Source organism: Jeotgalicoccus sp. S0W5 (genome assembly GCF_011634875.1).
Taxonomy (GTDB): Bacteria; Bacillota; Bacilli; order Staphylococcales; family Salinicoccaceae; genus Jeotgalicoccus; species Jeotgalicoccus marinus.
In genome coordinates this window covers 251,120-263,336 of sequence record NZ_SIRQ01000002.1, presented here as the reverse complement: position 1 = coordinate 263,336, position 12,217 = coordinate 251,120, and the positions used below count along the sequence as shown (strand labels likewise).

11 protein-coding genes, 1 tRNA gene and 1 pseudogene are annotated in these 12,217 nt (G+C 39.3%); 5 read left to right on the top strand and 8 right to left on the bottom strand.

The features are described from left to right. Positions 1-119 precede the first annotated feature (119 nt). The gene (locus tag EYB29_RS02125) at positions 120-626 is read right to left on the bottom strand and encodes an SRPBCC family protein (RefSeq protein ID WP_166626420.1); all 507 of its coding nucleotides are present in this window, start codon (positions 624-626) and stop codon (positions 120-122) included. A gap of 100 nt (positions 627-726) precedes the next feature. On the opposite strand from EYB29_RS02125, the gene EYB29_RS02120 reads away from it, so the two are divergent. Further along, entirely contained in the window at positions 727-1,407 is a 681-nt protein-coding gene (locus EYB29_RS02120) for a DUF554 domain-containing protein (protein ID WP_166626419.1), read from the top strand. Between the two features lie 34 nt (positions 1,408-1,441). Next, positions 1,442-1,514 (top strand) — tRNA-Ala (locus tag EYB29_RS02115). Between the two features lie 178 nt (positions 1,515-1,692). Here the strand turns inward: EYB29_RS02115 and EYB29_RS02110 are convergent. From EYB29_RS02110 to EYB29_RS02095, 4 genes are all read right to left on the bottom strand, one after another. After that, a complete protein-coding gene (locus EYB29_RS02110) occupies positions 1,693-2,097 on the bottom strand; it encodes a hypothetical protein (protein ID WP_166626418.1) in 405 nt (134 codons plus the stop codon). 379 nt (positions 2,098-2,476) lie between these two features. Then, positions 2,477-3,505 (bottom strand): M42 family metallopeptidase, encoded by a 1,029-nt coding sequence (locus EYB29_RS02105; RefSeq protein WP_166626417.1) that lies wholly within the window; start codon positions 3,503-3,505, stop codon positions 2,477-2,479. A 110-nt stretch (positions 3,506-3,615) separates the two neighbouring features. Continuing rightward, positions 3,616-5,370 carry a GMC family oxidoreductase gene (locus tag EYB29_RS02100; protein ID WP_026867004.1) on the bottom strand — a complete coding sequence of 585 codons (1,755 nt, stop codon included), beginning with the start codon at positions 5,368-5,370 and terminating at the stop codon, positions 3,616-3,618. After that, the gene (locus EYB29_RS02095; protein WP_026867003.1) at positions 5,370-6,164 is read right to left on the bottom strand and encodes a gluconate 2-dehydrogenase subunit 3 family protein; all 795 of its coding nucleotides are present in this window, start codon (positions 6,162-6,164) and stop codon (positions 5,370-5,372) included. Before EYB29_RS02095 ends, EYB29_RS02100 begins: the two co-directional genes overlap by 1 nt. Before the next feature lie 288 nt (positions 6,165-6,452). On the opposite strand from EYB29_RS02095, the gene EYB29_RS02090 reads away from it, so the two are divergent. The 3 genes and pseudogenes from EYB29_RS02090 (at position 6,453) to EYB29_RS02080 (ending at position 10,190) form a co-directional block, all read left to right on the top strand. After that, positions 6,453-7,187, top strand: coding sequence for a hypothetical protein (locus EYB29_RS02090; protein ID WP_051220523.1), 735 nt, complete (start codon positions 6,453-6,455; stop codon positions 7,185-7,187). Between the two features lie 99 nt (positions 7,188-7,286). Further along, positions 7,287-8,021, top strand: a pseudogene (locus EYB29_RS02085) (class I SAM-dependent methyltransferase). A gap of 24 nt (positions 8,022-8,045) precedes the next feature. After that, positions 8,046-10,190, top strand: a complete 2,145-nt coding sequence (locus EYB29_RS02080; RefSeq protein WP_166626416.1) for a DNA topoisomerase III — start codon at positions 8,046-8,048, stop codon at positions 10,188-10,190. A 131-nt stretch (positions 10,191-10,321) separates the two neighbouring features. Here the strand turns inward: EYB29_RS02080 and EYB29_RS02075 are convergent, their stop codons facing one another. From EYB29_RS02075 to EYB29_RS02065, 3 genes are all read right to left on the bottom strand, one after another. After that, entirely contained in the window at positions 10,322-10,618 is a 297-nt protein-coding gene (locus EYB29_RS02075) for a HesB/YadR/YfhF family protein (protein ID WP_026867001.1), read from the bottom strand. Positions 10,619-10,699: 81 nt separating this feature from the next. Continuing rightward, positions 10,700-11,386 (bottom strand): phosphoribosylaminoimidazolesuccinocarboxamide synthase, encoded by a 687-nt coding sequence (locus tag EYB29_RS02070; protein ID WP_166626415.1) that lies wholly within the window; start codon positions 11,384-11,386, stop codon positions 10,700-10,702. 174 nt (positions 11,387-11,560) lie between these two features. After that, positions 11,561-12,154, bottom strand: coding sequence for a TetR/AcrR family transcriptional regulator (locus EYB29_RS02065; RefSeq protein WP_166626414.1), 594 nt, complete (start codon positions 12,152-12,154; stop codon positions 11,561-11,563). Between the last annotated feature and the right edge of the window lie 63 nt (positions 12,155-12,217).

The window sequence follows — 12,217 nt, the reverse complement described above, 5'->3', positions numbered from 1 at the left end:
ACTCCTTCTGCCAAATATCCCATATCATCTTTTTCTACCTATCATACCTTTCTTTCGAAAAATATGCTCGTATTTCCTAGGAAATGTTGGGGAATAAATAAAGCACCCATATCGGTGCCCTAGTGACCTTCGCCTGTATAACTTACCTTACCTGTTTCAACTAACTCTTTTAAGCCCATGAACATGTAGGTGTAGCCTTGTTCAGTGCTATCGTGAAATTCTTTTTCTGCTTTTTTGATATCCTCTTCTGTCCAGTTATCCTCGTGCAAGACGGTAATATCGTGGCTGAAGGTCATGAGCGTGCCGGTTTCGGTTTTATCGAGTTGAACGGCTAGCGTATCTGACTCATCATTGAACTGCGGCATATTAAAAGTGAAGACGAGCTTTTCGTTGTCGACGATTTCTTGATAGGTGCCGATTGCTCTGAAGTCCTGACCCTGTCTGTGGTCGACGATTTCCCATTCCCCACCCACTTTGAGGTCATTTTTTGCGACTTTATTTGTTGCTTGTAAGGTCATAAACCAATTTCTAAATAAATCAGGATTTACCCAGGCTTCAAATACCTTAGACGGTTCCACATCAAACGTTCGAGTCATCGTTAAATTTACTACTGATTTTCCAGCCATTCTATACACCTCTCCTAATTTTTTTCTAATTCACATACTACTTTATACTAAAATAGCGTAAGATAATAACTATCTTGTGTTTGACGTAAGGAGAATTTTAATGTTTGGTACAATATTTAACGTTGTTATGATTATCATAGGTACAACAATTGGTAGCCTATTTAATAGAGGAATTAAGAAAGAATATCACGATGTGTTGATGACTGCCATGGGCCTCGTCGCCTTTGCCATCGGTGTTAACGCCATCGTTCAATATATGCCGCTTAGTAATTACCCTGTTCTGTTTATTTTAGCTCTAGCCCTAGGTGGGGTCATTGGCCAGATGCTTAACCTTGAAGATAAATTTAACAACGCCATTAGTAAATACTCCAAAGGCGATCTAGCCCAAGGCCTATCCACTGCGATTTTACTCTATTGCATCGGGACTTTATCGATACTCGGACCAATCGAAGCTGCAGTCAATCAAAACTATACTTACTTAATTACTAACGGAATCCTTGATGGCATTACATCTATCGTCCTTGCCTCAACCTTTGGATTTGGAATTGTCCTATCCGCAGTCGCAGTATTTATTTGGCAAGGGAGTATTTATTTATTCGCCCTATTTATGCAAAGCTCCATCAACGTTGATATCCTAAACGAAGTCAATATCATCGGTGGAATCTTAATTGTCATGGCAGGCTTAGGTATCCTAAACATCAAATCCTTCAAAACGATGAACTACCTGCCCGCCTTAGCAGTTGTGCCAGTCTTGTACGTCATCTTTAACTTTTTTTCATAATGGTATAAACTATGTTTATTATAAAAGTAAGTTCGGGGCCATAGCTCATCTGGGAGAGCGTTGCACTGGCAGTGCAGAGGTCAGGGGTTCGACCCCCCTTGGCTCCATTATTTGTTTGGATGGTGATGAGAATCTCTCGTCACTTTTTTAATTTGGTTGAATGGTGATGTGCTTGCCTCATCACCATTCAAATCGATTAGAATTGAAGATCAACAACAGTTCACCGTTAACCTCCAAGCAACTAACAAAAAAGCACCCACTATCTGCAGGTCCCACTTCCAAAGTTTAAAAATATCGTTTTTCTTCACGGGTGTTGTCCGTTTTCTTTTTATAATCAAAGGCTCTAAGTAATGGGATAATAATCATAATTGCCCAGAACTCGAATCGTTTAATATTAAGTAAATTACTCGTCGGTTCTCCCCATAATAGGTTCAAGGAAATCACCAACACCACCAAAAATATAATCCACTTCCGACCGCCTTTAGTATCTGTCTCTTCTACTTTCTCCTCATCGTATGGGCGTTTCACCAACAAGCCCACAACTATAATAAAAGCCACAACTGCTGCAATTGGTCCAAACTGCAGTCCAAATGTGACCCACTCGTATTCATGTAAAAAGTCACACACGATAAAATTCACGACCACAAGTGGTAGCAATATTTTAAAGACAAACCATTCTAACTTCCGCACTTAAAATCACCTACTAAAAGTTAACTTCTTGCACCCATTTTACCCTCACCGACTAATTTTGAATCATCTACCTAGTTCTTAATAAATTCAAAAGTATTTTCTCATCATCACTTAAAAAATGGACAGAAGATCAACACCATTTCGCCGTTGAACTCCGAACACCATGGAAGTTCAACACCACTTCGCCGTCGAACTCCGAGCGTCCTGGAAGTTCAACACCACTTCGCCGTCGAACTCCGAGCGTCCTGGAAGTTCAACACCATTCCACCGTCGAACTCCGACCACCCTAGAAAATCAACACGACCCCACCGTTAACCTCCGACCACCCAATAAGTCCTGCCCCAACAAAAAAGCACCTGCAATCTGCAGGTGCCATTACCTAGTTCTCAATGTATTTCTTAATTAACTCAAAAGTGTTTTTCAAAGCATCCACATGGGTTCTTTCCATACCGTGACTGCTCGCGACACCGGGTCCGATCAGTGCGGCCCTAATATTTGCACCGCCTGCGAGGGCAGCGGAGGCGTCACTGCCATACATCGGGTAAATGTCGACTGCATAGTTCAGCTCCGCTTCTTTAGCAAAGTTAATCAATTTAGTGGTCAGTTCGTAATCATACGGTCCTGAAGAGTCCTTGGCACAAATGGACACTTCGTATTCTGTACATTCTAAATCTAAACCAATACAACCCATATCCACTGCTAGTAATTCCGTAATGTCTTCTGGAATCCATGCTGCGCCATGTCCGACTTCTTCATAGGTCGAGAAGATAAACTTCAGGTTCGTCTTCGGCTTCACCCCATTTTCTTTCAGCATTTTGAGAATGCTCACCAACAAGGCGACTGAGGCTTTATCGTCCAGGAAACGTGATTTAACAAAGCCAGATTCTGTCACGGTCACTTTCGGATCATAGGCCACAAAGTCACCGTTTTGAATCCCCAACTTCTGGACATCTTCCTTATTCTCCACACGCTCATCAATTTTGACCACGAGGTTATCGATATCTCTCTCTTTTTTAGAGGCGTCTTTGAAGACATGAATCGACGGTGATTTCGACAGAATTGTCCCCGTGTACACCTTGTCATCTCTCGTGATGATATCACAATACTCCCCGTCCAAGGTTGGCGTTAATGGACCACCCAATTTTGTTAACGATAAAGTCCCATCACTATTAATGGATCGCACCATTAAACCTAAAGTATCCACATGTGCACTTAGGCCTCTAGTGGCATTTGTATCTTCACCTTCAACACTTACAATTAAATTACCTTTTGGAGTAACCTCTGTTTCATAACCAATGTTCTCAACTGCAGATTTTAAAAAGCGGATGGCATTCGTTGCATAGCCGGTTGGGCTATTAATTGATAGCAATTCTTTTAAGAATGATACAGTTTCTTCTTGTTTAAACATAAAGATATCCCCTTTATTTTAAGTTAAGTCCAGTATACACTTTCAGATAAGCATCGAACAAAAAAGTGAAGCCTTAGAATAATCTAAAGCTTCACTAATTAAATCAATATTTATGCATTTGAACTTTCTGTTTGTGGTTCTACAAGTTGTTCTTCCTCTTCAAGGTATCGCTCAACACCTTCAGCTGCACGGTAAGCAAGTGCACCGATTGTTGGTGTTGGGTGGTGACCACCGAACTGAGGGAAGGCTGAACCGCCGACAACAAACAGATTGTCTACATCCCACATTTGAAGGTAGCTGTTGACTGCTGATGTTTCTGGGTCTGCACCCATCACGACACCACCTGTATAGTGTCCGCCTGCATATACATGGTCGAATTCATCTGGAAGTGGGTCTGCTTCTACAATATCTGCACCCATTGCTTCCATGATTTCAACACATTTATCTACTCCGAACTCTCCAATTGGACGTTCGTTTGAACCAAATTTATAAGTCGCACGTAGAAGTGGATCGCCGTACTCATCTTTATATGTTGGATCTAGGTCTAGATAGTTGTGCCAGTATGACATCGCAATACTTGTATACCAGATGTGCAATGCACTATAGGCATATTTAAGTGATTGTTTCTTATACTCAGCACCCCAGCTTGGTGTATCACTTGGGTAGTTATTACTACTAGAGATGGCACCAAAGCCATACTGTCTTAACTCAATCGCGCCTCCACCAATAAAGTCTAAATCAGTGTGGTCAAAGTTATCTGCTGCATAGTCATTAACTGCTGCACCTAGTGCACCAGCACCCATGTAAAGGTTCCACTTCTCATTTTCGAAGTAACCAATTGCACCATGGAAAGCAGAGTTATATTGACCGTTAAAGTTACGTCCAATAACACCTTCACGCGTTTCTGGATCGTACTGTTCACCAATATCAGACAACATAAGTAGACGGTTATTTGTAAATGCAAATGCAGCTAGTACAACAACGTCTGCAGGCTGTTCAAATTCTTCACCTGTTTGCTCATCTACATACATAACACCTGTCGCTCTTTGATCATCTTCGTTATAAAGGACACGGCGTACGTTTGCGCGTGTTCTTAATTCGAAGTTATCATGTCTAAGTGCAGTTGGTACTACTGTAGCAAGTGGATCTGATTTCGCATCAAAGTCACAACCTGCGCGAGTACAGAAAGAGCAGTACATACATGCATTGAGTTTTTCCCCGTCTGGGTTCTCATAGTTTTGAGACATGTTCCCTGCCGCGATTTGGAAAGGATGTAATCCGAGTTCCGCTGTCGCATCTTTAAATAACTTAAGTGATGGTGTTTCGTTTAAAGGCGGGTTTGGCCATTCCATCTTACGCTCTGGCGCAAGTGGATCCTGTTCACCAGAAATACCTGCAGTTTTTTCCCACTTTTCATAGTAGGGTTCCATTTCTTCATAAGTAATACCCCAGTCTTGCAAATTCATATCATCTGGGATCTTATCTTCACCGTAACGCTCGATTGTTTGGCTACGGATTTCAAATTCATATGGCCAGTAACGATAAGATGCACCTGCCCAGTGGACACTCGCCCCACCTACGTCAGCACCAAGTTGCATATCTTTCATTGTACGAATAGGTAAAGCTGTCTCATCAATTTCGTTTCTGGATGTAATTGTGTCACCTTTTAGTGACTGCATAATCTCAAATCTATTATCGAATCTAAGCTCATCTTTAACACCGATGTAGTCACTGCGTTTAGCGTTATGTCCTTTTTCAAGGCCGACTACACTTTTACCAGCTTTAGCCAGCTCTGCACTGACGATACCGCCAGACCAACCCATGCCGACTACAACAACGTCTACTTTATCTAATTCGGTCGCCATTACATTCCGCCTCCTTGATACGCTCTTAGAGATTCTGGTTCAATCTCTTGGAATTCTTCTGCTGTAATCTGATCCATCCAACCCATTCTTGGTCCTGGATATTGAATCATCTTCCAACCTTCCATATTACGGTTACCACCATATGTTGGATCTGCATAAACACCTTCAATTGTTGTGCTTCTTAGGAGTGAGAAGAAAGCAGCAGATTTCATACCATCAATTTCAACCTCATCAGCTTCAAAAGCTTGAAGGATCTCATCTTGTTGCTCTCCATCAAGGTTTACAAACTCATCATCATATTCTTCAACCGCATATTCCATCATACGTCTTATGCCCATTAAGAACATTTCACCACGGTCCATCTTTTCCTGACGACCGTGAGTGTCTGATGACATTGGTCGATAAGGTCCCATGCGATAGTCCGTTCCATTCGTACCCCACGTACCATAAAGCTGTCTATCGATAAAATAAGGCACACCAAGTTCAATTGCACCTGGACCATTATCATCTTCCGGATAAATTCTTTCCGTTGCCGCAGCAAGTGCAGCAAAGTCTTCTTGTCTACTAATGTATGTTCTAGCATCTGCTAAAGCTTGACCCGATTCACCTTCACCGCCTGCTGTTTCACCACCAGTATCCGTTTCTGCTGAATCTCCTTCAGATTGGTCTTCACCGAATTTAAATCCAGTAAATCCACCTAAAAGTGCACCACCAGCAATCCCACCGGCAGCAACGCCTGTTGTCTTCAGGAAATCCCGTCGTGAAAATACTTTTTCATCTTTCTCTCCAGCCATAATATCCCCTCTTTTCTATATTAAAGCGCATGTATGAAATCTAATCTCTTCTCCATTTTATAGTTGTTACAGAAATAAGTCAAAATCAAATTGAATTTCTAAAAATATCCTAATTATTGAAAATTTTTTGACAATTATATTAATCTTATATTCTTATATAAAGGAAGCAAATAGAATTTGTTGTAATTATCTCTCTGTAATATTTGTAACATATTTGAAATATAATATTACATATGCTACTTTAAGTGTAGAAATAAAGTTAGATATTCAGGAAGGAGATATCTTATAATGAAGAAAGTAACTTTATTTAGTACAGCTTTAATTGCAAGCGCTTTAGCTTTTAATGGATTAGGTGCAACAGCACAAGCGGACCAAGCTGAAGAACCCAGTGGTGCCAAAACAGTTTGGGGAGAGTATCTACCAAGTAGTACTGACCCAGATGGTGACGGATGGGCAAACACACACTTTGATGCGTCATGGATGCCACAAGAATCTCAAGACAAAATTAGCGACTTAAGCGTACAAAAAGACTCAGGTGAAATTACTCAAGTTGAATATAACGAAGCCGTTGCGGATATCTTTGCAAGTGAACAAAACAAAGGCATACCAGACGGATATGACGATCCAGCAAACGAACCAGTCAATGATAATAATGACGAAACACCAATTACTAAACCATGGACTGAAGAGAAACTTGCTGATCTAGCTCTAAACAATCCAGAAAAACTTAATGAGGCGCCGCTTCACGACATACCTTACAATTATCATTTCACTTATGACAATCGTGAATTCTTCTTTAGCTATGATGGTAACGAATGGTCATGGTCATATGAGGATAAGGTATTAACAGAACCGACAGATGAAGCCTACCTCGCTAAGTTAGCTCTACACAATCCAGAAGTTTTAGATGAAGCGCCGCTTCATAACGTGTCTTATGATTTCAACTTCAAGTATGGTAGTTTCGACTTCCACTTTGATTATGATGGCACGTACTGGAATTGGTCATACGAAGTAAGTAAATAATTAAGTTAAGATATTTTGGCATACTGGGGATTACCCTCAGTATGCTTTTTTCATGTTAAATTAGTATAATAAAACAGTCTTAGTCAGGGGTATGCTCCAATGAAAGAAAATAAGTATGATAATCCGAAATTCTTTAATGCCTATAGTCAGATGGCACGCTCAGTCAATAGACTAGAAGGTGCTGGGTAATGGGATATGTTCAAAACACTGTTACCGGATTTTAAAGATAAAAAAGTTCATGATTTAGGCTGTGGCTTAGGTTGGCATTGTCGCTATGTAAGCGAGCAAGGCGCACATTCAGTAATTGGAGTAGACATATCTGAGAAAATGATTGGAAAAGCCAAGGACATGACTGATGACCCTAATATTACCTATCTACAAAGCCCGATTGAAGATGTTAATTTTACAGATCAATGCTTTGATGTTGTCATCAGTTCTTTAGCCTTTCATTACATTGAATCCTTTGATACAGTTTGTCAAAGTGTATACAGATGTTTAAAGACTGGAGGTACTTTTGCATTTTCTGTTGAACACCCTATCTTTTCATCTCGTCCCGAACAAGATTGGATCTATGACGACGATAGTAATCCTTTATATTGGCCAATAGATTATTACAACATAGAGAGTAAGAGAGATACACAATTTCTAGAATCTACGGTAACAAAGTATCACCGTACCTTCTCAACTTACATCAACCAATTGATTCAAGCTGGTTTTACTGTAGAATCATTTAAAGAAACTCTACCACCCGATGAAATTATAGGACGACCTAAAATGAAAGATGAGGTCCGTCGACCGATGTTCCTCATGATTCTAGTTACAAAAAATAGTTAGAGTACGCATGAAAGGATGAATGTTTTGGCAAAAAGTCTTGTACTTGCTGAAAAACCATCAGTTGCACGTGATATCGCGCGTGTACTGAATTGTAAGCAGAAAGGAAATGGTTACTTAGAGGGTAACCAATACATTGTAACCTGGGCACTCGGTCATTTGGTGACCTTAAGAGATCCAGAAAAATACGATACTAAATATCAAAAATGGGATTTAAATGATTTACCTATGTTACCTACACCATTGAAACTGACTCATATACCTAAAACGACCAAGCAATTTAAAGCTGTTCAAAGTCAGCTTAATCGTAAGGATGTCAATGAAGTGATTATCGCGACAGATGCTGGTCGTGAAGGTGAGCTTGTTGCACGTTGGATCTTAGATTATGCAAGGGTCAATAAGCCTGTCAAACGTCTATGGATTTCATCTGTAACGGATAAGGCAATTCAAAATGGTTTTAAGAACTTACAGCCAGGTAATAAATATCTTAATCTCTACCATGCTGCCGTCGCTAGAAGTGAAGCGGATTGGTATGTCGGTCTCAATGCAACAAGAGCATTGACAACTAAACACTATGCCCAACTCAACTGTGGTCGTGTGCAGACACCAACACTTGCTATTATTCATGCACGTGAAGAAGCCATTAAGAACTTCAAACTGAGAATATATTATGGTATCGATGTACAAACACCTGTACTTAAATTCAAATGGCAAGATCCTTCCGGTAAAACAAGTATCTTTGATGAAAAGAAAGTCAAATCAGTAGAAGAAAAAATAAATGTTAAATCACTGACTATTAAAGATGTTCAGAAAAAACATAAAAAGCAACATGCCTCAGGACTTTACGATTTAACAGAACTCCAAAGAGATGCAAATAATATCTTTGGCATGTCAGCTAAAGAAACCTTACAGACAACTCAAAACTTATATGAGCGTCATAAAGTCTTAACCTACCCTCGTACAGATTCTAAGTTTTTATCGTCCGATATTGTAGAAACTTTAAAAGAGAGAGTACAAGCGAGCAGTAACGGAGAATTCAGCAAGCCGGCAGCAAAGATTTTACGTTCACCGATTAAAGCCCATGGCTCCTTCGTCAACGATCAAAAAGTAAGTGACCACCACGCCATTATTCCTACGGAAAGTCCGGTATTTTTTGCTGACTTTACCGAAAGGGAAAAACGTATTTATGAATTGGTTGTTAAACGTTTCTTAAGTGTCCTTCTGCCACCTTATGAATATGAAGAGACAACTGTTACTGCTGAGGTGAGTGGGGAAACACTTATCAGTAAGTTTAATCGTGTGATCGATCAAGGGTTCAAAATTTTATATAAAGAAGCAGCTTCAGATGTTGAACACAGCATAAAAGTTGGAGACACCCTTTCTATTAATAAGATTATTCAATCGACAGGTGAAACGAACCCACCATCAAGATTTACAGAGGCCTCTCTACTCCAAGCTATGGAAAATCCAGCTAAGTACTTTGATATGGCGGATCAGCATAAGAAAACATTATCCGCTTCAGGTGGCTTAGGTACTGTTGCAACACGTGCAGATATAATCGATAAGCTGTTTAATACGTTTTATCTGGAGAAAAATGGCCAGGCAATTAAGCTGACATCTAAAGGGAAGCAACTTCTAGAGCTAGCACCTGAGGTTTTAAAATCCCCTGTCACAACAGCTGAGTGGGAAAAACAACTGGAGCAAATTGAAAAAGGTCATTTGAAAAAGGATAAATTTATCGACTCCATGAAACAGCATACCAAAGAGATTGTCGCAGACATTAAAGCCAGTGAGAAAACCTTCAAACATGACAACCTGTCCGGTCGTGACTGCCCAGAGTGTGGTAAGCCATTACTTGAAGTCAAAGGCAAAAAAGGGAAGATGCTCGTCTGTCAGGACAGAGAATGTGGTTACAAGCGAAATGTCGCAAAAACTACCAATGCCCGCTGCCCTAACTGTAAGAAGAAAATGACCTTGAGCGGTTCAGGTGATGGACAAATCTTCACTTGTACATGTGGCCATAGAGAAAAATTATCTACCTTCCAGGCACGTCGTAAGAAACAGAATAAAGGTAAGGTCGATAAGCGCACGGTAAATAAATATGTGAATCAAAAAGAAGAGCCGATTAATAATGCACTCGCAGAACAATTAAAAGGTCTTAAATTTGATTAAAAACTAACAACAGGGTAGGAAATTGTTGGTTTCCTACCCTGTTTTTTGTTGATTTATTGATATATTCTTGTTTATGTGACGTCGTCATTCACACGATGGCACACAAATCCATCCGGTCCAGCATACCTGACCTACTGATCTATATACTCATACTTCACTTCATCTTTATCTTCATCAAAGGCGACTTTTAAATCATAACCATCAAAGAACCACACATCTTGTTCTTCAATGTAAAACTCTATACCTTCTTTTTCAACATGTACTGCTTTTTTAGAATCATCACTATCAATCTTAAATGCTAAAGAATAACCTTCTCGAATCGGACTTGTCCCATATATTTGGACGATGAATTGCACCTTATCTCCCGCTTCAAGTTCTACTTCATCTTTGTACCACTTTAAAGCGTCATCGGTAATCGTAATGTTCATCAAACATGCTCCTCCCCCCATTGGTTATCTTTATTGTACTTAAAATGTCTCAAATATAAAAAAGTAAACCCTCAAGTTATCTTATTCATTGAAGAGATAAGCATTTAATTTCAACGGTTCAATATACGCTCCGTCTCTATATACACGCATATTGCCACCGGAGATTTCATCGATCAGTAAAATTTCTCCTGTTTCCTCATCATAACCAAATTCTAACTTGATATCATATAAGTCTAAGTCTTTCTTGGCTAATTCTTCTTTTATAATCTCACTGATTTTCACAGTTAAGTCTGTAATTTCCTTATAAGATTCAGCGGATAAAATACCCAAAGCTTCAAGGGTCGATTCACTGATAACAGGATCTTGGCGATCGTCGTCTTTTAAAGTCACTTCCACTAAAGCAGGTAAGTCAGCACCCTCTTCAACATAAGCACCATATCGTCTGTAAAAACTGCCGACTGCTTTAAAGCGACATACCACTTCTAATCCTTTACCGTAGACTGCCACTTTTCGAACTTTCATTAAGCGATTTTCAATGTCAGCACTGAGGAAGTGTGTTGGAATGCCACTTTCGTTTATTTTTCCAAAGAAATAACTCGTCAATTCTAATCCAGCCATACCTGAACCTTCAACTTGTAACCCTACTTGGTTTTCTCCTGGATCAAAGACGCCGTCTTTACCTGTCATATCATCTTTAAAATATAGTACAGTGTCACCATTCTGATCTTTGAAAACATCTTTCGTCTTACCCTGATAGATTAATTCCACTACAAACACACTCCTAAAGTCAGTATATATGACTAACATTTTACTGGTTAGGTGTGTAATTATCAAGTAATTTCCGAATAAAAATTGGATTTTATGTTAAAATGTTCGTATTAAACTAGGAGTCAGACTAAAAATGATAATATTTACACATTAAAACCGAACATTAACGAAAGTTTAAGACTCATAAAAGCCCATCACTTTTGCAGGACCCTGTAGGACGATTTTAAAGATATAGTCTGCAGTTTTTTCTATATCCAGCTCATCTTCTGAAGTATATGAATATTTAACTAAGCCGATGAAAATTGAAGTAAATACAACCACTAGAACTTCTTTCGGAATATCATAATGCATTCGTTGTAAATGTTCACTAAATTCACCTTCAACTATAAACAACATCTTATCTTGCAATTTCTTTTCAAAAGAGTTGATATAGTTAGATTGGAGAATAAGCTGCATCAATTTTTGATTCTCCTCATAGCATCGCAATACCTGAATTAAGGTGTCGTAACGAGATGGTAAAAACTCTTGCTTGAAGTCTTCAGTCGGTAAGTTTTTCCGAAAGACATCCTCTAATTTCTCAATCATTTCATTTTCAAACTGCTTCATCATGTCATACTTATCTTCAAAGTGTAGGTAAAAAGTCCCTCGATTAATATCTGCCTTTTCAGCAATATCATTAATAGTAATGTGATGTAAGTCTTTACTTTTCATTAAATCAAAACACGCATCGATAATTGCTTGTCTGGTCTTCTTTTGTCTTCGGTTCATAGTGTCCCTCTTTTCTTAATGAACATATTTAATTCAAATGTTGAGTACTCAATAAAATGGCGG

Coding starts and splice junctions, on each gene's coding strand:
- EYB29_RS02125 (WP_166626420.1), bottom strand. CDS start 626: ATGGCTGGAAAATCAGTAGTAAATTTAACGATGACTCGAACGTTTGAT.
- EYB29_RS02120 (WP_166626419.1), top strand. CDS start 727: ATGTTTGGTACAATATTTAACGTTGTTATGATTATCATAGGTACAACA.
- EYB29_RS02105 (WP_166626417.1), bottom strand. CDS start 3,505: ATGTTTAAACAAGAAGAAACTGTATCATTCTTAAAAGAATTGCTATCA.
- EYB29_RS02100 (WP_026867004.1), bottom strand. CDS start 5,370: ATGGCGACCGAATTAGATAAAGTAGACGTTGTTGTAGTCGGCATGGGT.
- EYB29_RS02095 (WP_026867003.1), bottom strand. CDS start 6,164: ATGGCTGGAGAGAAAGATGAAAAAGTATTTTCACGACGGGATTTCCTG.
- EYB29_RS02090 (WP_051220523.1), top strand. CDS start 6,453: ATGAAGAAAGTAACTTTATTTAGTACAGCTTTAATTGCAAGCGCTTTA.
- EYB29_RS02075 (WP_026867001.1), bottom strand. CDS start 10,618: ATGAACATTACGATTACCGATGACGCTTTAAAGTGGTACAAAGATGAA.
- EYB29_RS02065 (WP_166626414.1), bottom strand. CDS start 12,154: ATGAACCGAAGACAAAAGAAGACCAGACAAGCAATTATCGATGCGTGT.